Origin of the sequence: Paenibacillus oleatilyticus (assembly GCF_018998565.1) — a bacterium.
In the GTDB taxonomy this organism is placed as follows: domain Bacteria; phylum Bacillota; class Bacilli; order Paenibacillales; family NBRC-103111; genus Paenibacillus_G; species Paenibacillus_G oleatilyticus.
Map to the genome: position 1 here is coordinate 18,862 of NZ_JAHNZO010000031.1, position 26,539 is coordinate 45,400.

A 26,539-nucleotide genomic window follows, 5' to 3' on the forward strand; every position below is an offset into this window, starting at 1 on the left:
CCGTCATGGGACCCAAACAACCGGAGCGGTTGCGGAGCGTGCACTATGTGGCGCCGAACGCTCCTTTTCATGTTTACCGCCATTCGGTTGCCGGACGCGTCGACCTGCATTGGCACGAATTTTACGAGCTGTGCTTCGTCCGGTCCGGCCGCGGAACCAACATCGTGAACGGAGAGCCGCACGGTCTGGAACCCGGCAGTATGTTTCTGCTGACGCCTGCAGACTTTCATGAAATCGAGCTTACTCCGGGAGAAACGATGGAAATTCTCAACCTCGTTTTTCTGGAGGAAGTGTTGACGGACGAACTGCGCGAGCTGCTGTTTCCCGGTTTCCTGAAACTTCAGACAAGACTCGACGCTGCGGAGGCAAGCGGCATGCAGGCGGAATTTGACCGGGTCCTTACGGAATTCAACGATCCGCGGCCGGGCGGAAGCTTGATGATTAAAGCGACGCTGGCGCGTATGCTGGTCGGGCTTGCGAGGCAGTGTCGGCAGGATCACGGGTCGTCGGATTCGGGCATTCGAGAGGCTTTACGATCGGCGCACCCGGGCATGCAGAAAGCGCTTATGTACGTTCACCATCATTTCCGGGAAGCGCTGACGCTGGAGGAAGCCGCCCGGCAGGCGAAGCTGACGCCCAATTATTTCAGCCATACGTTCCGCAAGCTGAGCGGCATTCCGTTTCAGAGCTACCTGCAGGAGCTACGGTTGACGTTTGCCAAGTCGCTGCTGGCCGCAAGCGACCTGCCGGTGACGGAAGTGTGCCACGCTTCCGGCTTTAACACGCTGACGCATTTCGAACGGTCCTTCAAGAAAAGGTTCGGCTGTCCGCCCTCCGGCTTGCGCAAAGGCAGCCTGCATTGACGCTCACTACGATGTTCCGCAAATAAAAACAAATGCCTAAATGAATTCTAACATTTATCTAATAATGATCTGGTACCATTATTATCATAAGGAGTCGGGAGATTTCCTGGATAAGGATGGTGTATATGGGAAACGCAAACCGAACGACGCCGGAAGCCGCTCATCATATTCCGCAGTTTTTGTCGGATGAAAACATGGAACGGCTTACGCAAATCATGTATCCGAAACAAGCGGTAGAGGGAGACTATTTGTTTTGGGAAGGGGATACGGCGGATAGGCTGTACTATGTTCACGAGGGTACGGTAAAGTTGAGCAAATCGACGGAGGACGGCAAAGCGTTCATTCTGCAAGTGGCGCAGCCTGGCGATCTGTTCGGCGAGTTCGGAAGCTGCGAACCGCAGTCTTACGGGTATGACGGCATCGTGATGGAAGATGTGTCGCTTGGCGTCATTCTGATCAAAGACTTGGAAGTCCTTATCTGGAGACACGGCGATATGGCGCTGCAGCTATTTAAATGGATGAGTCAGATGCAGCAATTCATGCAGTCCAAATTCCGGGATTTGCTGCTGTTCGGCAAAAACGGCGCGCTCGCCTCGACCTTGATCCGTTTGACTAACTCTTATGGCGAAATGGATGAACGGGGAATCCGCATCACGATCAAATTGACGCATACGGATCTGGCGAACATGATCGGTTCGACCCGGGAGGGAGTAAACCGGATGCTTAGCGAATATAAGGCGGCCGGGGCCATCGAATTGGAAAACGGAAGATTCGTGGTCACAAATCTGTCCTTCTTCCAGATGATGGTCGGCTGCGCCGATTGTCCGCTTAGCGTGTGCCGGATCTGACGGACGCCGGGAACGATCTGAATGGGCGAATAGGCGGCTTGCGCGTTGGAGCACACTAAAACGGCCTGTGACTTCATCACGAACGAGTAAGGATGATGGATGTTGAGATTATTCCTTTTTCTCCTTGTGCTTTTGGTTGGCGTCTGGCCGGCAGGAAGCGCATTCGGAGCGGCCCTGGAACCTTCCGCGGGGACGTCGCCCCCGGCCGGTTTAGAGGAAGAAGGCGTATATTTGTTGATCGATAAATCGGAGAACCGGCTGACCGTCATCGTGAACGGGAGGGCGGCATACGGCTTTCCCGTTGCGACAGGACGGACGAAGGACTTGACGCCGACAGGGACGTTCCATATCGTGACCAAAATCGTGAAGCCGTGGTACGTTCGAAAGCAAATTCCCGGAGGGGACCCGCGGAATCCGCTGGGGACGCGTTGGATGGGAATTAACGTTCCGGGCTCGGGAGGGTATCGATACGGCATTCACGGAACGAACCGGCCGTATTCGATCGGAAGCAGCGCCTCGTCGGGCTGCGTCCGCATGCATAATAGAGACGTTGAGTGGCTGTACCGTCACATCCCGCTCGGTACGGCGGTTATCATACAGGATTGAACGGGCTTGCCCGATTTTTTTAAAAAGGATTGTATAAAAACGTTGCGTCCGGTACATGCTACAATCAACGGTGAAAAGAGAGGTGTGGTTCCGTTGAACAGTTCAACGAGAAATACCGGGGAAGTTGCTTCCGAATCGAGATAGAAGCGGAGGGATGTGCCAAAGACACGTTAGAGTAGTACACGTACTGCGATCGTGAATAAGGTAGACCCGAGCTTTAAACGAGGTTCAAGGCAAAATACCAAAATCGTTCACCGTTGGAAGGACTCCGCAAGGGGTCCTTTTCCTATTACCGGTCCTGACGGCTAACCGCCAAGCTGCGCAGTCATACCGTCCCCCTGAGACGTCAAAAAGCTTCCCGCCCTTACGGCGCAGGAAGCTTTTTTGTCATCCCGTCTTGCCCGGAATCCGGCTGAAGGACTTTGCGCTATACCTTCGTCCGCCGGCCGATCAGCAGCGTGACTACGAACAAGATCAGAAAGATGATGAACAATACCTTGGCGACTCCCGCCGCAGCGCTGGCGATCCCGAAAAATCCGAAAATACCGGCGATCACGGCGACGAGGAGAAAAACTAACGACCAGTATAACATGGATGTTCGCCTCCTTTGTTCAGCGGACCGTAAGTCCGTTTCTCGTTTCACGCTTTCTTTACCCGGCTCGTTTCCGCCTGAATCAGCGCCGGTTTCAGGCCGCAGGGGAAGAGGTTAAGGAGGAAACAAGAACGTTTGCCGGAATGGAGGAAGCTTTATGGACCAGCGTACCGTTCGGTTTCCTAACGCCAGATGGTCGTGGACATTGATGACGGCCCGCGAGGACACCGGGATGCCCCGGGTTCGCTCCGGGGGGACTGCGAGGCTGCTACAGGGCTTTATCGTTTATTCACTGCATCCCGAGAACGGTCAGCAAAAAATGTTTTACCGGGTCGATGAATCGGAACTGCTGACCTTGCAGGATGGGCTATACCCGTTTGATGACGAACAGGAGAAGCATATGCTTTCGTGCATGGACCGATGCGGCACGGCGCTGCAAGGGTTCTGCATGCTGATCGGAGAAGTGGCGCTGACGTTTTTATCGCAGATGGAAGAGCTGGAATGGAAGCTGGAGGAGCTGGAGGGCCGGATGAAGCGCAGCAACGATTCGAAGGTGCTGGATGAGATTATGGATCTTCAGTATGAAGTGCTGGACTGGCACCGCATTCTTCAGCCGCTCGAAGAGTTTCACGCCGCTGCCAAAGGATGGGCGGAAGACAGCCCCTGCCACGAGTACGACAACAACGAGCTGCTGCTCCAAAGGCTGCATTCCCGGCTGAACCGCTATCGCACCGAACTGGACATTCTGCTGAATATCGACAACAATATCGCGACGTACCGGGGCAACGAAATTATGAAGACGCTCACCGTATTTTCCGTCATCTGCACCCCGGCTACCGTATTCGGCTCCATCTGGGGGATGAACTTCAAGAACATGCCCGAGCTTGAGCTGCGGTTCGGTTATGCGCTGGCCATCTCCGCCATTGTTCTGTTGACCTTGTCCGTTTATTTTTGGATGCATTGGAAAGGCTGGACCGGCGATCTGCTGAAAGGGAAAAACAAAGATTCCAACATTGTCTGACGTACGCAAAAGACGGCCTCCGCGCTGCGCAGAAGGGCCGTCTCTTAGAATGATCGAAGAACAGAAATTAGGCCGCAGGGTCCGGCTTGCCGAGAAACTTCCAGAATACGCCGCCGAGCAGATCCTCGATATCGCGGCGGATCTCCTCTTCCTCCAGCCGCCAGCCGGCGTCGAACAGGTCGCCGTATTTATCGCAGAGCACTTTGCCGATAATTGCGCGCGAATGATCCCATTTGTACAAGAGCTGATCCAAAATACGGCAATCCGAGTGCTGCGGAATGACGCTGCCGCCAAGCAGCTCAAGACGCATCCGCGTAATCTCCTCGATCAGACTCGGGTTGTTCAGAAACCACCAGCAGCCGAATACGAGCAGGTTGCGGTTTTTGCGTGCGGTGACGGCGAGCTCGTGCTGGTTTTCCCGGGACAGCATCGTAACCAGAAATTTCACGTCCTGATACTTGCTGACGATTCGCTCGACCGCGCCGATGTCGCTTTTGCCGACGCTGTCGCCCGCATCCTTCAGGGACGGATTGACCTTGCGTTTTACCCCGATCATCATCGCAAACGGAATGCCGGCTTCCCGTGCAACCGGTACGATACATTCGTCGATGATGCGGACGCGCGCGGAATCCTCCGGATAAGCAAAATCGTTCGGCAGCGAAACGGCCATATACAGCGGGTTCATCCGGGCAATCCAATCCTTCAGGAAGCGGCGGATTTCGGCGGGCGTACCGCCGGACAAGTCGGCGCTGACTTCGTAGCCCTGCTCCTTGAGCTTGCTCCAGGAGCTGTCCCACAGATTAAGCAGCGGATCGATCCGCAGTGCGGCCAGGAAGCGGGGGTCCTGACTTGCGCCGGACTCCCATTTCCCGCGCTCGTAAGCATCGAACGGATCGTTGGTCATCACGACCGTCTTCACGTTCGCCAGCTTCAAAATGCGGTCGATGTAGTCGCCGGCGCTGACGCTGCGGAAATACGCGCGGTATTCCTCCAGTTCGCGCTTCGACAGATCGAAGCCGAGCCGGTTCAATACCGTGACGACTCCTCGGCACGCTTCGCTGTAGGGCGAATGGTCGATGAACAGCGTCTGCCAGATCAAGTCGGCCTGCTCCTGTTTGGATAGCTGCCAGAAAGCGTCGTAAGACAAATCCGGGCGGAAACGGAACGTTTCGGCGATCAGATAATGGTACGTCAGCAGCTCGTCTACTCCCCACAGCAGCAGGTCTCCGAACGATTCGGCAAACAGATGGGTATGAATATCGGTGACCGGGGTGGTGCGCACCGTTTCGGTCACAAAAGCGGTCAACTGCTCCTTGGTTGCAATCGTCATGATATCGGTAGTCCTCCCGAAAATCGATTAATGTTCACGTGAACAATGCTAATATTATAGCACTTATTTTCACTTTAGGATAGAGATGGGCTTTTGCCCGTGCCATTTATTTTAACCGGGCATAGCATGAAGGGACGATTGCAAACCATCCGGATAGGGGCGTATGCCGATGGGATTTTTCACTTCCCTGCTGCTCATTCTGATCTTATTTATTTTGCTGCTGATCGTTTTGATGGTGTTGGCTTGATGCAAACCGCTGCACACGAACACTGGCGCGGGAATACAAAGCGCAGTAAAAACAGCCCGGGAGCCGTTTGGGAGGAACGGACCGGGCTGTTTTCGTCATGCCTTAAAAACCTTTATATTGGGGCTCCTCGTTCTCAAGCTGCTGCACGCGCGCGTTGACTTGGTCAACGATTTGCTGCGTTTGCTGCGCGCAATTTTGGAACAGCGTCTTGGCTTCCTGATTTTGCGTGCTCAGCGCGAACGTTTCCAAGCTGGCTTGTGCGCTTTTCAGCGAAGCCAGCGTCGTTTTTACTTGGCTTGCCACGGTCATCGTTATCACCTCCACAAACGATAATGTGCGCGATTAAGAGGCGGCTAATGAATGTCAATAACTACCTGCCATAACTCTTCCGATTCGGCAAATAATTTAATTGATCTCGTTGCACCAAGAAAGCTAAGCTCGCACGGAAAAGGAGAGGGATTCGTTGCAGGATTGGATGCACATTTTTTTTCGGGCGCTTTTGACGATCGCGATTTTGTTTTTGATGACCCGTATCTTGGGAAAAAAACAAATATCTCAATTGACCTTCTTCGAATACATAACGGGAATTACCCTTGGCGAGGTTGCGGGCTTTATGTCCACCGACGTCGAAGCGAACTATATGCACGGCTTTATCGCCTTGCTGCTCTGGTTCGCGGTTCCGCTGCTGCTGGAGATGCTGACGCTGAAAAGCAAGCGGCTGCGGGAATGGTTCGAGGGAAAAGGAACGGTGTTCATCAAGGAAGGCAAAATTCTCGAGGACAATTTGAAAAAAGAACGCTATACCGCTGACGAGCTGCTCGAGCAGTTGCGGACCAAAAGCGTGTTTAACGTGGCCGACGTGGAATTTGCCATACTGGAATCAAGCGGGGATATCAGCGTGCTGCTGAAAAAAGAAAATCAACCGCTCACGGCGAAGCATCTCGGAATCAAAACGGCGCCCGAACGCGAGTCGCAAGCGGTCATTATCGACGGCAACATTATGGACGAGCCGCTGGCCACTGCAGGACTAAGCCGGGAATGGCTCTTCACGGAGCTGGAAAAAGTCGGCGTGACCCTGGAGAACGTGTTCATCGGGCAAGTGGACGCATACGGGGGGCTGCACGTCGATTTGTACGACGACATGCTTCTGGTGCCTGACGATGTGTCAAAGCCGCTGTTGTTTGCAACGCTCAAGAAATGCGAAGCGGATTTGTCGATGTACGCTCTCGCGGTTGAGAACGAGGGCGCGAAGCGCGTGTACGAGAGCTGCGCGGAGCAAATGAACTGTATCCTGGAGCAGGCCGAGCCTCTGTTGAAGCGATAAAAACCATGCGGGAGGAACAGCGAGCATGACCACAAAGTCCAAAATGAAAAAGTTGACCTGGACCCAGCAGGAATATCAGGAATTTGCGAAAAAGCGAGAGCCGGCGCGTCCGGTGCTCCAAAATTGCTTTCGCGCATTTATTGTGGGCGGGCTCATCTGTCTGATCGGACAATTCGTGACCCAATTTTTTATTTACTGGTTCGGGTTTACCGAAAAAACAGCGGGGAATCCGACGGTGGCGGTCATGATTTTCCTGTCGGTCGTTCTGACCTGCCTTGGCGTATACGACAAAATCGCCCAATGGGCGGGGGCAGGCTCGGCGGTCCCCGTCACCGGATTCGCCAACTCGATGTGCTCCGCGGCGCTGGAGCATAAAAGCGAAGGCTATGTACTGGGCGTCGGAGGCAATATGTTCAAGCTGGCAGGTCCTGTTATCGTCTACGGAACGGTATCCGCATTTGTGATCGGCCTCATCCACTGGCTGTTCGGATTGGGGGGCAAATGAGATGCTGAAGGGAGCCCAAAGCTGGGAATTCAAGAAGCGGCCGGTCATCCGGGGGACGGCTACGATCGTCGGACCGGACGAGGGCAGCGGACCGCTCGGCAACGAATTCGATATCGTGCACGCGGATTCGACGATCGGACAGGACAGCTGGGAGAAGGCCGAGAAAAAAATGCTGGAGGAAGCGGCGAAGCTGGCGATCGAAAATGCGTGCTTGACCAAAGAGCACATCCAGTTCTATGTCGGGGGCGACCTGCTGAACCAGATTATCAGCAACAGCTTTGCGGTCCGGACGATGCAAATCCCGTACCTCGGCATCTTCGGCGCTTGCTCGACTTCGATGGAGGGGCTCGCCGTCGCGTCACTGATCGTGGATTCCGGCTTCGGCCATCATGTGATGGCCGGCACTTGCAGCCACAACTCCACGGCGGAGAAGCAGTTCCGCTATCCTACGGAATACGGCTCGCAGAAGCCGCCGACCGCACAGTATACGGTAACGGGCGCGGCGTGCGCCGTTGTGGGGAACCACGGCCCGGGACCGGTCGTGACCGGGGCGACGATCGGCCGCGTCATCGACATGGGCATCAAGGACCCGTTCAATATGGGGGCTGCGATGGCCCCGGCGGCGGTCGATACGCTGCAGGCGCATTTTCGCGATTTTCAGCGGGAGCCGGGCTACTACGATCTGATCGTTACCGGCGATTTGGCGAAAGTGGGCTACGAAATCGCGTGCGAGCTGCTGGAGAAGCACAAGGTGCCGATACATCAAACGTCCTACAAAGACTGCGGCCTGATGGTTTTCGACCGGGAGAAGCAGAGCGTGCAGGCCGGCGGCAGCGGGTGCGCCTGCTCCGCCGTCGTCACCTACGGCCATATTTTGAAGCGCGTGAAAAAGGGGGAGCTGAAGCGGGTGCTCGTGGTGGCGACGGGAGCGCTGCTGTCTCCGCTTTCCTTCCAGCAAGGAGAAAGCATTCCCTGCATCGCCCATGCGGTAGCGATCGAAAGCGAGGTGCGTTAGACTATGGATTGGATGCAGTTTGTTTGGGCGTTTCTCGTCGGCGGGGCTATCTGCGTGATCGGGCAGCTGCTGATTGACGTCATGCGGCTGTCACCCGCGCACACGATGAGTACGCTGGTCGTCGCAGGAGCGATTGTCGACGGCATTCCGATCGGCAATAAGAGCCTGTACGACCGGTTTATCGAGTTTGCCGGGGCGGGGGCGACCGTACCGATCACAAGCTTCGGCAATTCGCTCGTCCACGGCGCGTTAGCCGAGCTTAAGCTGCACGGCGTCGTTGGCATTATTACCGGCATTTTCGAGGTGACAAGCGCGGGCATCTCGGCGGCCATCATTTTTTCGTTTCTTGCGGCGCTCGTGTTCAGACCGCAAGGCTGAGCGGGATTTCAACATTCTCGCCAAACCGATCCGTCCGCGCGTGCCCCGGCGACTTTCCGGGGTTTTTTGCATTTCGCCGAACAATTTCATCGGTTTTACACGTATACGCCGTTTTTTGAATCCTGTACAATAAAGGAATAGCGTTTTCTTTCAGAGTGTTGAGAAAGTGAGCTTTTACAAAAAGAGAAGCATACGGTGGTGGGGTATCCACTGGAGAAGCGATAGCGTCCGCCTTTGTCTTCGGGAAATGTCCGCTACTAAGCGGCTTCTAATCAAATTTCCCGAGGATCCGGGGTCCCCGCAAAGTACTCGGACTAAGCTCCCCTGATTTAACTTCACTTTGCGGGGTGGAGCAGCGGTCGGAAGTGGATACCCCACCCTTTCGTAACCTCTATAATCCCGTTTTACCACTTTCTCAACACGTTTTGGTTTTGTTACATTTTGTTGCAATTTGGCGTTATTTTCCCCATATGGAACCATTTTTGACAACTTTATTTCCCGTTCATACGTATATACTTTGTACGATAACTTTTCGAGGAGGCCCGGACGATGGAAACGATGATACGAGAAGATATTCAAGCCTTGAAGCGCATACAAGCGAATTTGGCATCCTGCATCCTCGGCAAAACGGACGAGATTGTGCTGCTGATGACCGCCATGCTGGCAGGAGGCCATGTGCTGCTTGAGGATGTGCCCGGCACCGGCAAGACGGTGCTGATCAAAGCGCTTGCCAAATCGATCCGCGGCCAGTTTCGCCGTATTCAGTGCAATCCCGACCTTCTACCCACCGATATTACGGGAGTTTCGATCTATCATCCGAAGGACGAGGTATTTATTTTCCGTCCCGGACCGATTATGACGCATATTTTGCTGGCGGACGAAATTAACCGGGCGACGACCAAGACGCAATCGGCGCTGCTCGAAGCGATGGAGGAGCGCCATGTGACGGTCGACGGGGAAACGTATGAGCTGCCGAAGCCTTTTCTGCTCCTGGCAACGCAAAATCCGATCGACTTCGAGGGCACGTACATTTTGCCGGAAGCCCAGTTGGACCGGTTTATGATGAAATTCAGCCTCGGCTACCCGGATGCGGATACGGAAACGAAGATGATTTTGGCGCAAAGCGTCGTCCATCCGCTCGAAGAGCTGGAGCCGGTCGCGGACAGCGAGCAAATTTTGGCGATCCAGAAGCAGGTCAAGCAGGTGCATCTCGACGAAGCGGTTGCCGCTTATCTGGTCGGCGTCACCCGTCTGACGCGCGAGCATGGCTCGATCTATCTCGGCGCCAGCCCGCGGGCGACGCTTGCGCTCGTGCAGGCCTCCAAAGCGCTTGCTTTAATTCAGGAGCGGGACTATGTCATCCCGGACGATATTAAATTTTTGGTGCCGTACGTGCTCGGCCACCGCATTTTGCTGACGGCCGAAGCCCGGATGGAGGGGGCTACGGTACAATCCGTCCTGCAATCGGTCGTACAGCAGGTGAAAGTGCCGGTACGTTGGGAGAAGTGAGCATGATGAAACCTATCTTCGCTCACAGGCTTCCGTCCCGGCTGCGGTTCAGCCGCAAATTTTGGGCGGTGGCGACGGCTTTTGCGGGAAGTCTCGGCTTCTTGCTGTTTCAGGGCGGCAAACTTGCTTTAATGCTGTTCGTGATGATGACGATTTTGAGCGTTTATTTGCTGCTGGGGCAGTGGAGCGGCATTAAGCGGACCCAAGGAGTACGCACGCTGTCCGGCGGCGATTACGGCTCTCTGCTGCCGGCGGGCAGCTCGCTCGGGGTAACGATTCAACTGCAAATTCCGGGAATATGGCCGATCCCCTATTTGTTTATTAAGGACCGTTTGTACCACAAAAGCGGGCGCGAATTGACGTTCGAAGCGACGGTCGTTCCCGACTGGCGGCGGCGCGCGGAATGGGAATACCGGACCCCTGCGATGCGCCGGGGGCGCTATACGTTCGGACAGACGGAATGCGTGACGGAAGACGTCTTCGGCTTGTTCGAGCACAAGGGCGGTCTGGAGCTTCCTCAGAGCATTGCCGTGCTGCCGCAGACCGTCCCGATCCGGGAATGGCAGCAGTATAACCAAATGATGAAAGGAACGAGTCATCACTCGTCCACGACCCGGGCCGTCCAGGAGACGACGCAGATCAACGGCGTTCGGGAATATATTTACGGTGACCGACTCTCCCGCATTCACTGGAATGCGACCGCCAAGACCGGCACTTGGAAATCGAAGGAATTCGAGCGTGAATCGCTGCCCAAGTCGTACTTGATTCTCGACCGGGCGAGGCAAGCCTACGGGGACCCCGATCAGTTCGAATTGGCCGTATCCGTAGCCGCGTCCTTGTTTCATTACGGCGCGGAACGGGGGCTTGCGCTCGGGCTTGTCTCTATAGGCGCAGACGAAGTTTATTTCGAGCCCAAGACCGGGCAAGCGCTGTATCAGGCGGCGCAGCAGCATTTCATCGATGTGGAGGCCGACGGCGCCCATGACATCCGCCATGTGCTCAAAACCAGAGTGCATCAACTGGTCCCAGGCAGCTTCGTTACGCTGATCAGCCCGATCTCAGGCGAACCGATGCTGCAGGTGCTGGCCTGGCTGAAGCAGCAGCAGATGAATCCTTGCCACCTCTGGATCGGAGGCACCCGCGGTCAAGAAGTCTGGGTCAAAGACCTACATGCGCGGGGCGTGCCATGCTATGCGGTAAGGCAGCTGTCGGAGCTGCCCGGGCTGTTGGGAGGTCGGAAGGGATGAAGCAGCAGCTCATGTGGCTTAAACGTCTGCTATGGGACGAATGGCCGCACCGCTTGTCGGTGCTGTTGTCCGGTTTGATTTTGCTCCAGTTCGTGTACTGGTTCGCCAAAGAAGACGGCTTCTGGCTTCCGGAGACGGTCGTCATCGTGAAGCTGACGCTTCTGGCGGTCTTTGCGTTCGAGCATTTGACGCAGCTGCATTGGATCGTTCGCGGCATTTTGCAGCTTGTCTCCGTTGTGGTCATCAACGTACTCGTGTTGGAGCAATTTGAAGTGATTGCGCCGATGAAGGCGTCCAGCTTTGTGAGCTCGAAGCTGTTCTTGAACCTGTACGAGCTTACGCCGTATTTGTGGTTCGGCATGGGCGCCTGGGTCGTTTACGTAACGGTCATTTGGTGGGTGGAAGTCAAGTGGCGGGTCTATATTTTGCTGGTGGTCAGCGTGCTTGCGCTTTGCATCCGCGACTCGTTCTCGTCCATCTATCTGTGGCCGCAAGTGGCCGCGATCGTCGGCTGCGGGCTGCTGCTTCTCATTCTCAATCATTTCGCGCAGCTGCGGCGCAAAGATCCGGCCGCCTGGCGGCATTTGGCGGAATATCCGGCTTCCATCGCCATGACGGTCGCCTCGTTAATCGGGGTGACGGTGCTTGCGGGCTCGCTCATGCCCGAGGTCGGACCGATGCTGACCGACCCGTATACCGCTTGGCGCGCGTCCCGGGGAGAGCCGATGGCCTTCACCACGGGCAAAGGCGTCACCGTGCCCCCCAGCGAGGCAATGGATACCTCGTCGGGCTACAGCCGGAGCGATGCGAATCTGGGAGGGGGCTTCCGGTTCGACTATACGCCGGTTATGAGGGTAGAAACGGATCATCGCGCTTATTGGCGGGGGGAGACGCGTTCGCACTATACCGGCAAAGGCTGGGAGGAAAGCGACAGCGAGCGGCGCGGTCCGTGGAACGCGGTCAGGTCCGAGGCTCCGCTTCCGGCGGACGCCCGGTTAACCGGCTCCAAGGCGAAGACGGTGGAGGTGAAGCAAACCGTCACGCTGATGTCGGAGCAGCAGTATCCCGTATTGTTCGGAGCTTACTCCATCCAGAAAGTGATGGGGCTGAACGGCGCCAAAAACGGCTTCGACCCGCTGCAATGGTCGGCCCCGCAATCCGAAATCCGCTACAGCGAGCGCCAGCCGTACCCGCAAACGTATACGATCGTGTCGCAAATGCCGGTTGTAAACGAAGAAGCGCTGCGGAAGCTGCCACTTGCTCCGCTGAGGCAGGATATGGCGGAATTCGTCCAGCTGCCGGCCAGCGTGCCGGAGCGGGTCCGCAAGCTGGCCGCAGAGCTGACGAAGGATGCGGCCAGTCCGTACGACAAAGCGAAGAAGCTTGAGCAATACTTGCAAACGAGCTTCCCGTATACAAACAAACCCGAACTCAGCAAGGGGCAAAGCCGTGATTTTGTCGACCGGTTCCTGTTTGAGATTAAGGAAGGCTACTGCGATTACTACTCTACCGCGATGGTGGTTCTGTCCCGCTCAATCGGGCTGCCGGCGCGCTGGGTCAAAGGCTATGCGTCGGGGACGCCGGATTTTCAGCCTTCGGAGCTGCAAGGCTTCGCCCCCAATGAACTGCTGATGGACCCGGATGGCGGCGGGGTGTACACGGTACGCAACTCCGACGCCCACTCCTGGGTCGAGGTTTATTTCGACGGGTACGGATGGATTCCGTTCGAGCCGACGGCCGGCTTCGCCATGCCGCGGGCCGTGCTGCTGGAAGAAACGTCTGCCTCGCCAGTGGAGCTGCAACCTGCTCCGAAGCCGGAGACGAAGCCGGCAGAGCCTGCCGTTGAAACGCATCATATGGCAGCTTGGAGCATTGCCGCCGCCGTGATCGCCGTTGCCGCATTCCTCGCCTGGAAGCTGCAGGTGATCGATCTGCTGAAGGAACGCGCGCGCCGCCGCCGGGCTTCGCTGCTGAAGCAGAAGGTTATCGTGGAATGCGAACGCCTGCTGCGCATTTTCCGGCGCAACGGGTATGTACGCGAGGAGCACGAGACGCTGCGCGAAGCGGTGCGCCGCTGGTCCCGCCAGAGCCGGTGGATGAGCGAAGAGCTGGAGGCTGTGCTTCACGTATTCGAGAAGGCGAAGTACGGAAAAGCGGAGATCACCGAGGAAGACTGGAAGAAAACGAACCAAATCGTCGAACGGCTGCGTTCGCAGATGTAAATGGTAAACGATCGGCAGACCGCGCCTTTGCGGAGGGCGGTTTGCTTTTTTTGTTCGCTATTTTGCAACAAAATGGACAGTTATGGTATAGTTTGACGTATACAGCCTAATGTCTTTCGAGGTGAATTCTTTGCTGAAAAAGCTAATTCCGCGTCAACAAGTCAACACGATATTTGACATAGATCTTCAAGCGTTATGGGAGCAGGGATACCGCGGCATCATAACGGACTTGGACAATACGCTGGTAGGAGCCAAAGCGCCTCTTGCCACGCCGGAGCTGCTGGATTGGCTGAAAGTCGTAGGGCAAATCGGCTTTCAGGTCGTCATTGTATCGAACAACCAGCGCAACCGGGTTACCAAGTTCGCCGAGCCGCTGTCCCTGCCTTTCATTTATCGCGCCCGCAAGCCGACAAGCGCAGCGTTCCGGCGAGCCATGAACATCATGAATCTGCGGGCGCAGCAGACGGTCGTCATCGGGGATCAGATGCTGACCGACGTGCTGGGAGGCAACCGGATGGGGCTTTATACCATCCTCGTCAAGCCGATTTCTCTTGCGGACGAGGGCTTTTTTACGAAGGTAAACCGAAGGATCGAAAAGGCCGCATTGACTATAATGAAAAGGTAGGGAACGTATGACGGCCCACAATCAACACTCCGAAACCAACCACTGTGCGGGCTGCGGCGTAGCGCTCCAAACGGAGCAGCCGGACCAGCTCGGCTATGTCCCGGCTCAAGCGCTTGCGCGCACGCCGATCATTTGCCAGCGGTGTTTCCGCATTAAGAATTACAATGAAGCTTCAGGCATCACGCTCAATCAGGACGATTTTTTGCGGCTGCTCACCCATGTAGGGGGGACGGACTCGCTGGTCGTCAACATTGTGGATATTTTCGATTTCGAGGGCAGTATGATTTCCGGTCTGGCGCGGTTTGTTGGCACCAACCCGGTCATTCTGGTAGTGAACAAAATCGATCTGCTCCCCAAAGTGACGAACTACAACCGGATCGTGAACTGGGTGCAGAGACAGGCGAAGGAAGCGGGACTTCGGGTCGTGGAAGTCGTTCTGTGCTCGGCGAAAAAAAATATGGGCTTCGAGCGGGTCATCGAAGCGTTGGAGCTGCACCGCAAAGGGCGCGACATCTATGTCGTCGGGGCGACGAACGTCGGCAAATCGACGCTCATCAACCGGCTTATTCGCGATTACAGCGATTTGGACGCCGAGCTGACGGTTTCGCAATATCCGGGCACGACGCTTGACCTCGTGCGCATTCCGCTGGACGACGGCGCCTCGATCATCGATACGCCGGGCATCGTGTACAAGCATCGTCTGACGGAGCTCGTCAGCAAGAAGGATTTGATGAAGGTGATGCCGGACAGGCCGATCAAGCCGCTGGTGTTCCAGTTGAACGACCAACAGACGATCTTTTTCGGCAGCCTGGCGCGTTTCGATTTCGTGCAGGGCGAACGGCAGTCGTTCACGTTCTACGTCTCCAACGCGCTCCAGGCCCACCGGACGAAGCTGGAGCGGGCGGACGAGCTGTACGAGGAGCACCGTGGCGTGCTTTTGTCGCCGCCAAACCGGGAAGAGCTGGAGGAGCTGCCCAAGCTGACCAAGCATCCGATCCGCATTCCGAAGAACGCGAATCTGGACGTTTCGGTCTCGGGCCTCGGCTGGATCAAAGTAAACGGCACCGCCGGGGCTGATCTGGCCATCCATGTGCCGAAAGGCGTGAAAGTCGCGGTTCGCGAATCGGTCATTTAGCAGGGAGCGGGAGGAACGGGATTCAATGAGCAAGCATAAACTGGACAGCCACACGATTTTGTACGGGGTGTTCGGCGATCCGATCCGGCATTCCAAATCGCCGATCATGCTGAACCGGGCATTCGAAGCGGCGGGGATCAATGCGGCGTACGGAGCGTTTCACATCCTGCCCGGCACGCTGAAGGACGCGGTGGCCGGCATCCGGGCGCTGCAATTCCGCGGAGTCAACGTGACGATTCCGCACAAGGTCGAGGTCATGTCCTACTTGGACGAGATCGACGAAGGGGCTCGCGCCATCGGAGCGGTGAACACCATCGTCAATGAAGGCGGCCGGCTGATCGGCTACAATACCGACGGCATCGGCTATATGCGTTCGCTCCGCGAAGAGACGGGCATTTCGCTGAAGGGGCGAAAGGTGCTGATGATCGGCGCAGGGGGAGCGGCGCGCGGCGTCGGCTACGCGCTGGCCCGCGAAGGCGCGGAGCATATCTACATCGCGAACCGCACGAAGGAGAAGGCGCTGGACCTCGCTTCGTCGATGAGCGAGTTCGGCAGCGTATCCGGGCACGGCCTGGACGAGATTCCGAAGCTGGCCGGAGAGGCCGCGCTGATCGTCAACAACACGCTGCTCGGCATGCATCCGAACGTAGACGAGGTGCCGATGGACATTTCGCTGATTCGCCCCGAGACGGTCGTCAGCGATCTGGTGTATAACCCGCTGATCACCCGTTTCCTGCGCGAAGCCCGCGACCAGCGCGGCGCCGTCATCCACAGTGGCCTCGGCATGTTCATATACCAAGGCGCGTACGCCTTCGAATATTGGACCGGCCAGCCCGCTCCGATCACCGCCATGCGCGAAGTGGTGGAACAATCTTTTTCGGAGTCGGAGCATTAGAATTTTATAGCACTTAGAAGAGCACTTTAGTAGGGGTTAGGCACGGATTTGGCAAAAGTTTATTTTGTGGGGTTTTGGGTTTGTTGGGGTTTTTGGAAATGCTGCAGTCCAGGGTGCTTCACGACAAGGTCATGAGCCCCTGACGCCCCGGTTTGCGCCTTGCGCCGAACAAGAGCTTCATGATAGCGTCATGAGGCGGCTCCTCCCCGCAATAAATGAAAAAACGCACGACGCAACACAGCGCACCCTGGGCATAACGTAGGGAGAGAACGCCGCCATGTGAGCATGTCCCGAAGGGACGAAAGCGTTCCTACGCCAACGTCCCTTCAACGCCGGCCCCGCAGCAGGCACGCCCCTTTCGGGTGTCCAGAGGGCGCAGCCCTTTGGGGTCCTCCCTACCAGGGAGGATTTAGGAGGGTGCTACTTAAGGAGGAACACACAACCATGTTAACAGGCAAACAAAAACGGTATTTGCGCTCGATGGCGCATCATCTGAACCCGATTTTTCAGGTCGGCAAAGGAGGCGTCAACGATCATCTGATCCGGCACATCAGCGAAGCGCTGGAAGTCCGCGAGCTGATCAAAGTCACGGTGCTCAACAACTGTATGGAGGACCGGAGCGAAGTGGCCGAGCAGTTGGCGCAAGGCGCTGGCGCGGAGCTGGTTCAAGTGATCGGCAAAATCATCGTGCTCTACAAGGAATCCCGCGAGCATAAGACGATCGAGCTTCCGGTTTAAGCTTCCGGCGGTAGAAGTGGCATTTCAGCTAAAAAGAGGGGGATGCCGGATGAAGGTCGGTTTGATGGGCGGCACCTTCGATCCCGTTCATATCGGGCATTTGATTGCCGCCCAAAACGTTTGCGAGAGGCTGGAACTCGACGAGGTATGGTTTATGCCGACGAACGTGCCTCCGCATAAAGAACAGGCGCCGGGGGCTTCCCCGCGGCAGCGGCTGGAGATGGTCGAGCTTGCCGTCGAAGGGCACCCGCACTTCCGGGCTTCGGATATGGAGCTGCGCAAAGGCGGCGTGTCGTACAGCATCGAGACGGTAACGATGCTTCGGGCACAGCATCCCGGTGATCGGTTTACTTATATTATCGGGGCCGATATGGTTCGATATTTGCCGAAGTGGTACAAGATCGACGAACTGGTCCGCTTGGTTACTTTCGCCGGATTGCAGCGGCCGGGCTATGATACGGGGTATGAGGGGCTTCCCGATGCCATTCGGCAGGCGGTAAAGCTTGTGCCGATGCCGCAAATCGAGCTGTCGTCCACGTTGATCCGGCAGCGGCGGGCTTCGGGGCAGTCGGTGCGTTACATGGTCCCGGACCGGGTAAATCATTATATCGAGGTGAACCGTCTGTATGAAGCGTGAGGAAATGATCGAATCGGTGCGTTCCCAGATGCCGGAGAAGCGCTGGAACCATACGCTTGGCGTCATGGAAACGGCGGTGCGGCTGGCGGAGCAATATGGGGCGGACCCGGCCAAAGCCGAGCTGGCGTCCATCCTCCACGATGTCTGCAAATATTGGCGCGTGGACGAGCAAGCGCGCATCATCCGCGAGAACGGACTGCCTCAGGATTTGCTCGATTACGACAAAGAGCTGTGGCATGCCCATGCGGGCGCTTGGATCGCCCGGGAGCAGTACGGCGTAATCGACGAGGAAGTGCTGGATGCGATCCGTTATCACACCTCGGGGCGGGCGCGAATGACGCTGTTGGACAAGGTCGTTTGTCTGGCGGATTACATGGAGCCGGGCCGGGATTTTCCGGGCGTGCATAATATTCGCCAAAACGCCGAACATAGTTTAGAGAAGGCACTTATAACCGGATTTGACGGAACGATCCGTTTTTTATTGGATAAAGGCAAGCGGATTTACCCGCTGACCTTCGAAGCTCGCAACGGACTGATCCGGGAGCTGGAGGAGCGGGGAGAAACGGTATGATTCACTTACAGGAGGAAACGATATGACCATTCAACCGGATGAGCTTATGCAGCTCGTGGTCGATGCGGCCGAAGACAAGAAAGCGATGGACGTAACGGCATTGAATCTGCGCGGGATTTCTTTGATCGCGGATTATTTTGTGATTTGCCACGGCAATTCCGAAACGCAGGTGCAAGCGATCGCGACCGAGATTAAAAAACGTTCGGAAGAGCGCGGCGCACGAATCCGCGGCCTCGAAGGGATGGACACGGCCCGTTGGGTGCTTGTCGACTTGGGCGACGTCGTCGTTCACGTGTTTCACCGCGACGACCGCGAATATTACAACATCGAGCGGCTGTGGTCCGACGCGAAAGTGGTCGAACGGGTATGAGGCTGGAAGCCGGAACGATCCGACGTTTGGACGTGGCGAGGGAAGTATCGCCGCACGGCTATTTTTTGACGGACGGCAATCAGGACGTGCTGCTCCATTACAGCGAAGCCGCCGGGGAAGTGAAGCCGGGGGAGCAGGTTGAGGTATTCCTGTTCCATGACACCGAGGACAGGCTGGCGGCGACGATGCGCAAGCCGCTCGTGACGCTTGGAGAAGTCGCGCTTCTCGAAGTGGTCGACATCCATCCGCGCTTCGGCTGCTTTCTCGAAATGGGGCTCGGGCGTCATCTGCTGCTTCCTTTTAAAGAGCTCCCCGAGCTTAAGGAGCTGCGTCCCGAAGTCGGAGACCGCGTGTTCGTCGTCCTCGCTCACGACCGGCAAGGACGGCTTGTCGCCAAAGTTGCCGGAGAAGACCGGCTCAAGCGGCTGTGCTTCGACGCTCCGGTAACTTGGCGCAACACCTGGGTCGACGCCCGCGTCTACAAGCCGCTGCAAATGGGCTCGTTCGTCGTCTGCGACGGCGGCGTGGTCGGCTTCGGTGTCATCGGCTTCATACATGCGTCCGAGAGAACCCGGCTATTGCGCCTCGGCGAACAGGTGAAAGTGCGCGTCACGTTTGTGCGCGAGGACGGCAACGTCAACTGCTCGATGCGCGAGCGTAAGGAAGTCGGACGCGACACCGATTCGGAGAAGCTGCTGGCCTTCCTGAAAGAGCGCCCGAATCAGGCGATGCCGTATTCGGACGAAACCCCGGCCGATTTGATCAGCCAGCGGTTTGGCATGAGCAAGTCCGCCTTTAAGCGCGCGATCGGCAAGCTGATGAAGGAAGGCCTGGTTTATCAGGAAGGCAGCTGGACCTATTTGAAAAAAGAAGCGGCATCGCAGCCGGCATCCGAATAAAGGCCGTTCGGAGCCGGCCTTTGTCTGTCCGCTGAAGGAGGAGCAAGCTGTGGCTTACGAACAATTTTCCTATCTGTATGACCGGCTGATGGAGGATATGCCGTATGACGATTGGCTCCGCTTTGCGCGGGAATGCTGGGATAAGTTCGGAACGCCCCGAAGCGTGGTCGATCTGGGCTGCGGCACCGGAAGCATCGCGGTCCCTCTGGCGCAGCTCGGCTATGAAGTCGTCGGCATCGACCTGTCGGAAGACATGCTTTCCATGGCCAGTCAAAAAGCGGAAAGCACCCAGCGGCACAAGCCTTTCCCTGCAGGCGGAAGCATGATGTGGCTCCAGCAGGACATGCGCGAATGGGAGCTTGGCCGCCCGGTCGACGCGGTCGTCTCGTTTTGCGATTGCTTGAACTATTTGCTGGAGGAAGAAGATATCGAGCGGACCTTCAAGCAAGTATACGACGGGCTTGCTCCAGGCGGCGTGTTCGTGTTCGACATGCATACGCAGAGCCAGCTTCAGAGCTATGCGGAATCGCAGCCGTTTTTCCTGAACGACGACGATGTCGCTTACATCTGGACCTGCGATTTCGATCCGGGCCGCTGCGAAATCGAGCATGAGCTGACCTTGTTCGTGCGGGAAGGGGACACATGGGCGGAAGGGTCTGACGACGCCATTACCGAGCGGTATCACCGGATCGAGGAGCTGCATGTGCAGCGGGCCTATCCGCTCGATTGGGTGCAGGAGCGGCTGCGGGCGGCCGGATTTTCCGAGACGGCCTGCTATGCCGATTTTTCGTTCGAAGCGCCGAAGGACGATACGCAGCGGGCGTTTTTCGTGGGGGTAAAGCCGCGGGATTGAGCTTGAGGTAAAGGGAAAACGGGCGGGATGCATCTCGTTAACGCGTTAAATGAATAATTAGTTGCAGCAGGCACAGGATCATCCCCCATAGCGGGAGCGACAGCATGACCCCGTTGATGAAACCTTTCATTCGGCTCATCCTCCGTAAGCTTTGAATAGAAAACAATTATTACAAAGTATGGCCAAGTTGTGGAGGATGTAACCGGGACAGGCTCGTTGCGATTGGTCCGACGGCATTTATCCCGCAGCTTCGGGAAAATCGGGGGCCCGGCTTGACATGAAGGAATCGTTTTTCATATAATGAAACCTAATTGGAGCATATATGTAAAAGGCCGTGACAAGAACTAGTAACTGCAGCGCTTTCTTTCAGAGAGCCGGTGGCGGGTGGGAACCGGTAGAAGCAGGCAGCGAACTCATCTTCGAGCCGTTAGGCCAAAAGACCGCAACCGAGCGCAAGCTTCGCCGGTCACAGCCGCAAACGTCCCCCGCGTTAAGGGGAGAGTGGACCCGGGCAAAGCATGCCTGAGTCAACTAGGGTGGTACCACGGGAAATAAGCCTCTCGTCCCTAGCGTTGCGCTAGCGATGAGGGCTTTTTTGTTTGAATCGAAGGAGGTCTACACAATATGGCACAGGAAGCTAGAGAACAGCAAGGGTACAACCCCTTGGCGATTGAACCGAAATGGCAGCAATATTGGGAAAAAAATAAAACGTTCAAGGTGCTGGACGACGAGAGCAAGCCGAAGTTTTATGCGCTCGACATGTTTCCGTATCCTTCAGGCGCGGGGCTTCACGTCGGGCATCCGGAAGGCTATACGGCGACGGACATCGTATCCCGCTATAAACGGCTGCGCGGCTATAACGTGCTGCATCCGATGGGATGGGACGCCTTCGGCTTGCCGGCGGAGCAGCATGCGCTCGATACGGGGCAGCATCCGCGGGACATCACGTTCCGCAATATCGATAATTTCCGCAGACAGATCAAGTCGCTAGGCTTCTCTTACGATTGGGACCGCGAATTCAGCACGACCGATCCCGAATATTATAAATGGACGCAATGGATTTTCGTTCAGCTGTATAAAAAAGGTCTCGCCTATGTGGACGAAGTGCCGGTCAACTGGTGCCCGGCGCTCGGAACGGTGCTGGCCAACGAAGAAGTCATCGACGGCTTGAGCGAGCGCGGCGGCCATCCGGTCATCCGCAAGCCGATGCGCCAATGGGTGCTCAAAATCACCGAGTATGCGGAGCGCCTGCTGGAGGATCTTGAGGAGCTTGATTGGTCCGAAAGCATCAAGGATATGCAGCGCAACTGGATCGGCAAGTCTACGGGCGCCGAAGTAACTTTTGCTATCGACGGACACGGAAACGATAGCCTGAAGGTATTCACGACCCGTCCGGATACGCTGTTTGGGGCCACCTATTGCGTATTAGCGCCTGAGCATGAGCTTGTAGCCCGCATTACGACGCCGGAGCAAGCCCAAGCGGTGAAAGACTATCAGGAACGCGCGGCCCGTAAAAGCGACTTGGAGCGCACCGATCTTGCGAAGGAAAAAACGGGCGTCTTTACCGGCGCGTATGCGGTCAATCCGGTCAATGGCAGCAAGGTACCGATCTGGATCGCCGACTATGTGCTGGCCGGATACGGAACCGGCGCGATCATGGCGGTGCCGGGTCACGACCCGCGCGACTGGGAATTCGCGAAGCAATTCGACCTTCCGATTGTGGAAGTGGTACAGGGCGGCGAAGTAAACAAGGAAGCGTACGCCGGCGACGGCCCGCACGTCAATTCCGATTTCCTGAACGGCTTGAATAACGAGCAGGCCATCGCGCGGATGATCGAGCACCTCGAAGCCAATGGCACAGGCCAAGGCAAAGTCACCTATCGTCTCCGCGACTGGCTGTTCAGCCGTCAACGGTACTGGGGCGAGCCGATTCCGATCCTTCATCTGGAGGACGGCACGATGAAAACCGTACCGGAAGATCAGCTGCCGCTGCTGCTGCCGGAAGTGGACGAAATCAAGCCTTCCGGCACGGGCGAATCGCCGCTGGCCAATGTGACGGATTGGGTGAACACGGTAGATCCGGAGACCGGCCTCAAAGCGCGCCGCGAGACGAACACGATGCCGCAATGGGCGGGAAGCTGCTGGTACTACCTGCGCTTTATCGACCCGAAGAACAAGGACGAGATCTGCTCCAAGGAGCTGCAGCGCAAATGGCTGCCGGTCGACCTGTACATCGGAGGCGCGGAGCATGCCGTGCTTCACTTGCTGTATGCCCGTTTCTGGCACAAAGTATTGTACGATCTCGGCGTCGTAGAAACGAAGGAACCTTTCTACAAGCTGGTCAACCAAGGCATGATTCTCGGCGAGAACATGGAGAAAATGAGCAAATCGCGCGGCAACGTCATCAACCCGGACGAAATCGTCGGCGAATACGGCGCGGATACGCTGCGCATGTACGAGATGTTCATGGGGCCGCTGGAAGCGACCAAGCCTTGGAATACGAACGGCGTAGAGGGCACATTCCGCTTCCTGAGCCGCGTATGGCGCTTGTTCGTCGGTGAAGACGGCGGGCTGAGCGCGAAAATTACGGAAGACGGCGATGCGGGCAGCGAAGCGTTCAAACGGACCTGGCACCGCACGATTAAGAAAGTCACCGAAGACTACGATGCGCTGCGCTTCAATACGGCAATCAGCCAACTGATGATCTTCGTCAACGAAGCGTATAAGACGGACCGTCTGCCGAAAGCGGCGATGGAAAACTTCGTGCAAATGCTGTCTCCGATCGCGCCGCACTTGGCGGAAGAGCTGTGGGAGAAGCTCGGTCATTCCGGTACCGTTGCTTACGAGGCATGGCCTGTATACGACGAAGCGTGGACGGTCGACAACGAAGTGGAAATCGTCATCCAAGTGAACGGCAAAATCGCCGACCGCGCCACGATCGCGGCGGATGCCGACGAAGCGACAATGCAGGAGCTGGCGCTTGGCTTGGCCAAAGTCAAGGAAGCGATGGCGGGTAAAACCGTCCGCAAGGTGATTGCCGTCAAAGGCAAGCTTGTCAATATCGTCGTAGGGTAAGAAGCAGCGTCGGGAAAATAAAAAAAACGCACTCCGGAATCGGAGCACGGCGGTTCATATCGGAAAAGGACGTGAAAGCATCGCGTTCTGCTCGGCCTACGGGCCGAAGAAACGGGCTTTCACCTTTTCCACATCTTCATCGTATTTAGCGTGAGTTGTGCGGATCAGGTCGTCAAAGACCCCGTGCAACTCTTTTTGCATTATGCGGAGACCTTCCGCGGTAATGCCGCCGGGAACGGACACCCGCTGCTGCAGGGAGGCGGGCGTGAAGCCTCCGGTGGTCAGCAGCCTGCCGGTGCCGAGCGTCATCTCGGCTGCAAGCTGCGTAGCTTCCGTCTCGGAGATGCCGGTGGCGGCAACGGCGGCCTCGACGAATTTTTGCACGAAAAAGGCCAGAAACGCCGGGCCGCAGCTTGTAATGTCCGAAGAGACGCGCGTATGCTCCTCGCGGATTCGGATGGGGGCACTAATGTGGGAGAGCAGCAGCTCCAGCCGCGATTGATCCTCGTCGGTCATTCGGTCACCGTAAATGCACAGCGTCGCGCCGCTGAGCACATAGTTGGTGATGCTTGGAATGACCTTGGCAATTTTGCAGGGAAGCAGTGTTTCCAAATGACGAATCTGTACCGGGCTTGTAATGGAGACGACGACCGTTTCGGGAGCGACAACATCCCGGATATCATCGATGACCGCTTTGAATTCCATAGGCTTGACGCACAGAAAAAGAAGCTGGGCCCCTGATGCAGCTTCCTTATTAGAACGGGCTGTTTGCAGGCCCGGGTAGCTTTCCGCTAACTGTTCCGCTTTGCGGGCGGTGCGATTGGTCACAACAAGATGCTCCGGGCTGACTGCGCCGGATTGAATGAACGCTTCGATGAGAATACTGCCCATGCTGCCTGTTCCGATAAATCCGATTTGCATGACCATCCCCCCTGATTGGATTGCAGCCTTTTTCATGTATATGAGACAGATCGTAAAACCATGCATTCGATTTTTCGATCAAGATTCGATACGAAACGAGGTGGAGCAATGCCCCATTTTTCGGAAAAAGCTTTGGTTCGTCTTGCCAGCCTGGTGCTCGTCGCCGGAGTTGTCATTGTACTGCTGCTATGGCGCCCTTGGACCTCTGAGGGGATACCGGCGGGCTTTAAGGCGGCGGACGAAGAAATGAGAAAATTGCTTCAGGAGCAGAACGAAGCAAGACAGGCGAATGGGCTTCCGGGCGAGCAGAAGGCAGGGAAGGGTGACAAGAACCCTGCGGCGGAGCCGAAAGGGAACCCGGTCGCGGAAAAGGCTTCCGCAGAGTCAGCGCCCAAGCCTATCGCGGCGGGCAGTCCGCCGGAAGAACCTTCCGCCGCCGGGGCGGCTTCCGATCCGGGGAAGACTGCTGCCGGGAAGCCGGCGGAGAGCGCTTCGGGCAAAATCAATTTGAACACGGCTACCGCCAAACAGCTCGACGAGCTCCCGGGAATCGGGGCTAGCCGGGCGGAAGCGATCGTCGAGCTTCGCACGAAGCTGGGCGGTTCGTTCAAATCCGTGGACCAGTTACTGGAAGTGAAGGGAATCGGCGAAAAAATGCTGAAAAAAATAAAGCCTCTCGTCACTTTGGAGCCATGAATCGGCCAGGCCGTGCAATTATGTCTGGAATGTTTTGCGGAGAAAGCTTTCGTTTTGCTGCGGAATGTGCGAAAATAGGTACGATTATCCATCATTTCTGTTGATTATAAGGAGGATGCAGTATGTCAGAAGAGCGCAAGCTTTCTTTGGAAACGTTGGCCGTTCACGCAGGACAGGAGATTGACCCAACGACGATGTCCCGAGCAGTTCCTTTGTACCAGACGACGTCCTATGGATTTCGTGATACGGATCACGCCGCCGATTTATTTGCTCTCAAAGAGTTCGGCAACATCTACACGCGCATTATGAATCCGACGACTGACGTGTTCGAAAAACGCGTTGCTGCGCTCGAAGGCGGAGCTGCGGCTCTGGCGACGGCATCCGGCCAAGCGGCCATCACATACTCGATCCTTAATATTGCCGGAGCGGGCGACGAGATCGTCTCATCGTCCACCTTGTACGGCGGTACTTACAATCTGTTTGCAAATACACTGGCGAAACTCGGCATTAAAGTGCATTTCGTCGATGCGAGCGATCCGGAAAATTTCCGGAAAGCCATTACGCCGAAGACGAAAGCCGTGTTTGCGGAGGCGATCGGCAATCCTAAGGGCGACGTGCTCGACATTGCTGCCGTAGCGGCTATTGCGCATGAGAACAGCATTCCGTTGATTATCGACAATACGTTCCCGAGCCCGTATCTTTGCCGTCCGATCGAACACGGAGCGGACATTGTCGTCCATTCGGCGACCAAATTTATCGGCGGACATGGCACCTCGATCGGGGGCATTATCGTCGACGGCGGCCGTTTCGACTGGAAAGCCAGCGGCAAATTTGCCGGTCTGACCGATCCGGACCCGAGCTACCACGGAGTCGTCTATACCGATGCCGTCGGGCCGATCGCTTACATTATCAAGGCGCGCGTGCAGCTTCTGCGCGACATGGGCGCTTCGATCTCGCCGTTCAACGCGTTCCTCCTGCTGCAAGGGCTCGAAACGCTTCATCTTCGCATGGAGCGCCACAGCTTCAATGCGCAGAAGGTTGCCGAATTCCTGGAGAAGCACGAGGCCGTGGATTGGGTGAGCTACGCCGGTCTTCCGAGCCATTCGTCACACGAGCTGGCGAAAAAGTATTTGCCTAAAGGCCAGGGCGCGATCATGACGTTCGGCATCAAAGGCGGTGTGGAAGCAGGGCGCAAAGTGATCAATGCGGTAAAGCTGTTCTCCCATTTGGCGAACGTCGGCGATTCCAAGTCGCTCATCATCCATCCGGCCAGCACCACGCATCAGCAGCTTAGCGAGCAGGAGCAGGCGGCGGCGGGCGTAACGCCGGGGATGATTCGCCTGTCCATCGGGACCGAAGCGATCGACGACATTATTTACGACTTGGATCAAGCGATCCAAGCAAGCCAGAAATAGAG

General features: G+C 56.6%; 27 protein-coding genes and 1 other annotated feature. Of the genes, 23 read left to right on the top strand and 4 right to left on the bottom strand.

The genetic code is table 11. The annotated features are described in order from the left end of the window. Positions 1 to 5 precede the first annotated feature (5 nt). From KQX66_RS29395 to KQX66_RS29405, 3 genes are all read left to right on the top strand, one after another. Positions 6 to 863: an AraC family transcriptional regulator gene (locus KQX66_RS29395; protein WP_216796575.1), complete on the top strand. Its 858-nt coding sequence runs from the start codon at positions 6 to 8 to the stop codon at positions 861 to 863. A gap of 125 nt (positions 864 to 988) precedes the next feature. Next, positions 989 to 1,711: a Crp/Fnr family transcriptional regulator gene (locus tag KQX66_RS29400; protein WP_216796577.1), complete on the top strand. Its 723-nt coding sequence runs from the start codon at positions 989 to 991 to the stop codon at positions 1,709 to 1,711. Between the two features lie 99 nt (positions 1,712 to 1,810). Next, positions 1,811 to 2,317: a L,D-transpeptidase gene (locus KQX66_RS29405; RefSeq protein WP_216796579.1), complete on the top strand. Its 507-nt coding sequence runs from the start codon at positions 1,811 to 1,813 to the stop codon at positions 2,315 to 2,317. 427 nt (positions 2,318 to 2,744) lie between these two features. On the opposite strand, the gene KQX66_RS29410 is transcribed toward KQX66_RS29405, so the two are convergent. After that, the gene (locus KQX66_RS29410) at positions 2,745 to 2,909 is read right to left on the bottom strand and encodes a DUF1328 domain-containing protein (protein WP_216796581.1); all 165 of its coding nucleotides are present in this window, start codon (positions 2,907 to 2,909) and stop codon (positions 2,745 to 2,747) included. Between the two features lie 157 nt (positions 2,910 to 3,066). On the opposite strand from KQX66_RS29410, the gene KQX66_RS29415 reads away from it, so the two are divergent. Then, positions 3,067 to 3,930 (top strand): CorA family divalent cation transporter, encoded by an 864-nt coding sequence (locus tag KQX66_RS29415; RefSeq protein ID WP_216796583.1) that lies wholly within the window; start codon positions 3,067 to 3,069, stop codon positions 3,928 to 3,930. A 67-nt stretch (positions 3,931 to 3,997) separates the two neighbouring features. Here the strand turns inward: KQX66_RS29415 and KQX66_RS29420 are convergent, their stop codons facing one another. After that, positions 3,998 to 5,260, bottom strand: a complete 1,263-nt coding sequence (locus tag KQX66_RS29420; RefSeq protein WP_216796585.1) for a glucuronate isomerase — start codon at positions 5,258 to 5,260, stop codon at positions 3,998 to 4,000. Positions 5,261 to 5,609: 349 nt separating this feature from the next. Next, positions 5,610 to 5,816 carry a DUF1657 domain-containing protein gene (locus KQX66_RS29425; RefSeq protein WP_216796587.1) on the bottom strand — a complete coding sequence of 69 codons (207 nt, stop codon included), beginning with the start codon at positions 5,814 to 5,816 and terminating at the stop codon, positions 5,610 to 5,612. Positions 5,817 to 5,970: 154 nt separating this feature from the next. On the opposite strand from KQX66_RS29425, the gene KQX66_RS29430 reads away from it, so the two are divergent. The 17 genes from KQX66_RS29430 (at position 5,971) to leuS (ending at position 23,505) form a co-directional block, all read left to right on the top strand. Beyond that, the gene (locus KQX66_RS29430) at positions 5,971 to 6,831 is read left to right on the top strand and encodes a DUF421 domain-containing protein (protein WP_216796590.1); all 861 of its coding nucleotides are present in this window, start codon (positions 5,971 to 5,973) and stop codon (positions 6,829 to 6,831) included. A gap of 25 nt (positions 6,832 to 6,856) precedes the next feature. Further along, on the top strand, positions 6,857 to 7,336 hold the full coding sequence (spoVAC, locus tag KQX66_RS29435; RefSeq protein WP_216796592.1) for a stage V sporulation protein AC: 480 nt from the start codon (positions 6,857 to 6,859) through the stop codon (positions 7,334 to 7,336). 1 nt (position 7,337) lies between these two features. Beyond that, on the top strand, positions 7,338 to 8,351 hold the full coding sequence (gene spoVAD, locus KQX66_RS29440; RefSeq protein ID WP_216796599.1) for a stage V sporulation protein AD: 1,014 nt from the start codon (positions 7,338 to 7,340) through the stop codon (positions 8,349 to 8,351). Positions 8,352 to 8,363: 12 nt separating this feature from the next. Further along, positions 8,364 to 8,729 carry a stage V sporulation protein AE gene (gene spoVAE / locus KQX66_RS29445; protein WP_216796739.1) on the top strand — a complete coding sequence of 122 codons (366 nt, stop codon included), beginning with the start codon at positions 8,364 to 8,366 and terminating at the stop codon, positions 8,727 to 8,729. Between the two features lie 549 nt (positions 8,730 to 9,278). Beyond that, the gene (locus tag KQX66_RS29450) at positions 9,279 to 10,238 is read left to right on the top strand and encodes an AAA family ATPase (protein WP_216796601.1); all 960 of its coding nucleotides are present in this window, start codon (positions 9,279 to 9,281) and stop codon (positions 10,236 to 10,238) included. Positions 10,239 to 10,240: 2 nt separating this feature from the next. Further along, a complete protein-coding gene (locus KQX66_RS29455; protein ID WP_216796603.1) occupies positions 10,241 to 11,485 on the top strand; it encodes a DUF58 domain-containing protein in 1,245 nt (414 codons plus the stop codon). Beyond that, a complete protein-coding gene (locus KQX66_RS29460; protein WP_216796605.1) occupies positions 11,482 to 13,707 on the top strand; it encodes a transglutaminase TgpA family protein in 2,226 nt (741 codons plus the stop codon). Before KQX66_RS29455 ends, KQX66_RS29460 begins: the two co-directional genes overlap by 4 nt. Positions 13,708 to 13,837: 130 nt before the next feature. After that, the gene (locus KQX66_RS29465) at positions 13,838 to 14,332 is read left to right on the top strand and encodes a YqeG family HAD IIIA-type phosphatase (RefSeq protein WP_216796607.1); all 495 of its coding nucleotides are present in this window, start codon (positions 13,838 to 13,840) and stop codon (positions 14,330 to 14,332) included. Positions 14,333 to 14,339: 7 nt separating this feature from the next. After that, entirely contained in the window at positions 14,340 to 15,467 is a 1,128-nt protein-coding gene (yqeH, locus tag KQX66_RS29470) for a ribosome biogenesis GTPase YqeH (protein ID WP_216796609.1), read from the top strand. 25 nt (positions 15,468 to 15,492) lie between these two features. Then, positions 15,493 to 16,362 carry a shikimate dehydrogenase gene (locus tag KQX66_RS29475; RefSeq protein ID WP_216796611.1) on the top strand — a complete coding sequence of 290 codons (870 nt, stop codon included), beginning with the start codon at positions 15,493 to 15,495 and terminating at the stop codon, positions 16,360 to 16,362. Between the two features lie 444 nt (positions 16,363 to 16,806). Beyond that, positions 16,807 to 17,100, top strand: coding sequence for a ribosome assembly RNA-binding protein YhbY (gene yhbY / locus KQX66_RS29480; RefSeq protein ID WP_216796622.1), 294 nt, complete (start codon positions 16,807 to 16,809; stop codon positions 17,098 to 17,100). A gap of 49 nt (positions 17,101 to 17,149) precedes the next feature. Continuing rightward, positions 17,150 to 17,737 (top strand): nicotinate-nucleotide adenylyltransferase, encoded by a 588-nt coding sequence (locus KQX66_RS29485; RefSeq protein ID WP_216796624.1) that lies wholly within the window; start codon positions 17,150 to 17,152, stop codon positions 17,735 to 17,737. Continuing rightward, on the top strand, positions 17,727 to 18,308 hold the full coding sequence (gene yqeK / locus KQX66_RS29490; RefSeq protein ID WP_216796626.1) for a bis(5'-nucleosyl)-tetraphosphatase (symmetrical) YqeK: 582 nt from the start codon (positions 17,727 to 17,729) through the stop codon (positions 18,306 to 18,308). Before KQX66_RS29485 ends, yqeK begins: the two co-directional genes overlap by 11 nt. Before the next feature lie 22 nt (positions 18,309 to 18,330). Then, positions 18,331 to 18,678, top strand: a complete 348-nt coding sequence (gene rsfS, locus KQX66_RS29495; RefSeq protein WP_054973706.1) for a ribosome silencing factor — start codon at positions 18,331 to 18,333, stop codon at positions 18,676 to 18,678. Next, the gene (locus KQX66_RS29500) at positions 18,675 to 19,577 is read left to right on the top strand and encodes a CvfB family protein (RefSeq protein ID WP_216796629.1); all 903 of its coding nucleotides are present in this window, start codon (positions 18,675 to 18,677) and stop codon (positions 19,575 to 19,577) included. Before rsfS ends, KQX66_RS29500 begins: the two co-directional genes overlap by 4 nt. 49 nt (positions 19,578 to 19,626) lie before the next feature. Then, positions 19,627 to 20,430: a class I SAM-dependent DNA methyltransferase gene (locus KQX66_RS29505; RefSeq protein ID WP_216796631.1), complete on the top strand. Its 804-nt coding sequence runs from the start codon at positions 19,627 to 19,629 to the stop codon at positions 20,428 to 20,430. 325 nt (positions 20,431 to 20,755) lie between these two features. After that, positions 20,756 to 21,001 (top strand) — a binding site (T-box leader). A 53-nt stretch (positions 21,002 to 21,054) separates the two neighbouring features. Next, positions 21,055 to 23,505: a leucine--tRNA ligase gene (gene leuS / locus KQX66_RS29510; RefSeq protein ID WP_216796633.1), complete on the top strand. Its 2,451-nt coding sequence runs from the start codon at positions 21,055 to 21,057 to the stop codon at positions 23,503 to 23,505. 96 nt (positions 23,506 to 23,601) lie between these two features. Here the strand turns inward: leuS and comER are convergent, their stop codons facing one another. After that, on the bottom strand, positions 23,602 to 24,426 hold the full coding sequence (gene comER / locus KQX66_RS29515) for a late competence protein ComER (protein WP_216796636.1): 825 nt from the start codon (positions 24,424 to 24,426) through the stop codon (positions 23,602 to 23,604). Between the two features lie 108 nt (positions 24,427 to 24,534). Between comER and KQX66_RS29520 the strand changes: the two genes are divergently transcribed. Together KQX66_RS29520 and KQX66_RS29525 are read left to right on the top strand one after the other, a co-directional pair. Continuing rightward, entirely contained in the window at positions 24,535 to 25,122 is a 588-nt protein-coding gene (locus KQX66_RS29520; RefSeq protein ID WP_216796638.1) for a ComEA family DNA-binding protein, read from the top strand. 122 nt (positions 25,123 to 25,244) lie between these two features. Beyond that, on the top strand, positions 25,245 to 26,537 hold the full coding sequence (locus KQX66_RS29525; protein ID WP_216796641.1) for a homocysteine synthase: 1,293 nt from the start codon (positions 25,245 to 25,247) through the stop codon (positions 26,535 to 26,537). Positions 26,538 to 26,539: the final 2 nt, after the last annotated feature.

Bases quoted from the DNA above. Each gene is read 5' to 3' on its own strand.
- KQX66_RS29525 (WP_216796641.1), top strand. From the start codon at position 25,245: ATGTCAGAAGAGCGCAAGCTTTCTTTGGAAACGTTGGCCGTTCACGCA.
- KQX66_RS29460 (WP_216796605.1), top strand. From the start codon at position 11,482: ATGAAGCAGCAGCTCATGTGGCTTAAACGTCTGCTATGGGACGAATGG.
- KQX66_RS29500 (WP_216796629.1), top strand. From the start codon at position 18,675: ATGAGGCTGGAAGCCGGAACGATCCGACGTTTGGACGTGGCGAGGGAA.
- KQX66_RS29420 (WP_216796585.1), bottom strand. From the start codon at position 5,260: ATGACGATTGCAACCAAGGAGCAGTTGACCGCTTTTGTGACCGAAACG.
- KQX66_RS29415 (WP_216796583.1), top strand. From the start codon at position 3,067: ATGGACCAGCGTACCGTTCGGTTTCCTAACGCCAGATGGTCGTGGACA.
- KQX66_RS29485 (WP_216796624.1), top strand. From the start codon at position 17,150: ATGAAGGTCGGTTTGATGGGCGGCACCTTCGATCCCGTTCATATCGGG.
- KQX66_RS29475 (WP_216796611.1), top strand. From the start codon at position 15,493: ATGAGCAAGCATAAACTGGACAGCCACACGATTTTGTACGGGGTGTTC.
- yqeH (WP_216796609.1), top strand. From the start codon at position 14,340: ATGACGGCCCACAATCAACACTCCGAAACCAACCACTGTGCGGGCTGC.
- comER (WP_216796636.1), bottom strand. From the start codon at position 24,426: ATGCAAATCGGATTTATCGGAACAGGCAGCATGGGCAGTATTCTCATC.
- KQX66_RS29400 (WP_216796577.1), top strand. From the start codon at position 989: ATGGGAAACGCAAACCGAACGACGCCGGAAGCCGCTCATCATATTCCG.
- yhbY (WP_216796622.1), top strand. From the start codon at position 16,807: ATGTTAACAGGCAAACAAAAACGGTATTTGCGCTCGATGGCGCATCAT.
- KQX66_RS29520 (WP_216796638.1), top strand. From the start codon at position 24,535: ATGCCCCATTTTTCGGAAAAAGCTTTGGTTCGTCTTGCCAGCCTGGTG.
- yqeK (WP_216796626.1), top strand. From the start codon at position 17,727: ATGAAGCGTGAGGAAATGATCGAATCGGTGCGTTCCCAGATGCCGGAG.
- leuS (WP_216796633.1), top strand. From the start codon at position 21,055: ATGGCACAGGAAGCTAGAGAACAGCAAGGGTACAACCCCTTGGCGATT.
- KQX66_RS29405 (WP_216796579.1), top strand. From the start codon at position 1,811: ATGTTGAGATTATTCCTTTTTCTCCTTGTGCTTTTGGTTGGCGTCTGG.
- rsfS (WP_054973706.1), top strand. From the start codon at position 18,331: ATGACCATTCAACCGGATGAGCTTATGCAGCTCGTGGTCGATGCGGCC.
- KQX66_RS29425 (WP_216796587.1), bottom strand. From the start codon at position 5,816: ATGACCGTGGCAAGCCAAGTAAAAACGACGCTGGCTTCGCTGAAAAGC.
- KQX66_RS29455 (WP_216796603.1), top strand. From the start codon at position 10,241: ATGATGAAACCTATCTTCGCTCACAGGCTTCCGTCCCGGCTGCGGTTC.
- KQX66_RS29395 (WP_216796575.1), top strand. From the start codon at position 6: ATGGGACCCAAACAACCGGAGCGGTTGCGGAGCGTGCACTATGTGGCG.
- spoVAC (WP_216796592.1), top strand. From the start codon at position 6,857: ATGACCACAAAGTCCAAAATGAAAAAGTTGACCTGGACCCAGCAGGAA.
- KQX66_RS29410 (WP_216796581.1), bottom strand. From the start codon at position 2,909: ATGTTATACTGGTCGTTAGTTTTTCTCCTCGTCGCCGTGATCGCCGGT.
- spoVAD (WP_216796599.1), top strand. From the start codon at position 7,338: ATGCTGAAGGGAGCCCAAAGCTGGGAATTCAAGAAGCGGCCGGTCATC.
- spoVAE (WP_216796739.1), top strand. From the start codon at position 8,364: ATGCAGTTTGTTTGGGCGTTTCTCGTCGGCGGGGCTATCTGCGTGATC.
- KQX66_RS29450 (WP_216796601.1), top strand. From the start codon at position 9,279: ATGGAAACGATGATACGAGAAGATATTCAAGCCTTGAAGCGCATACAA.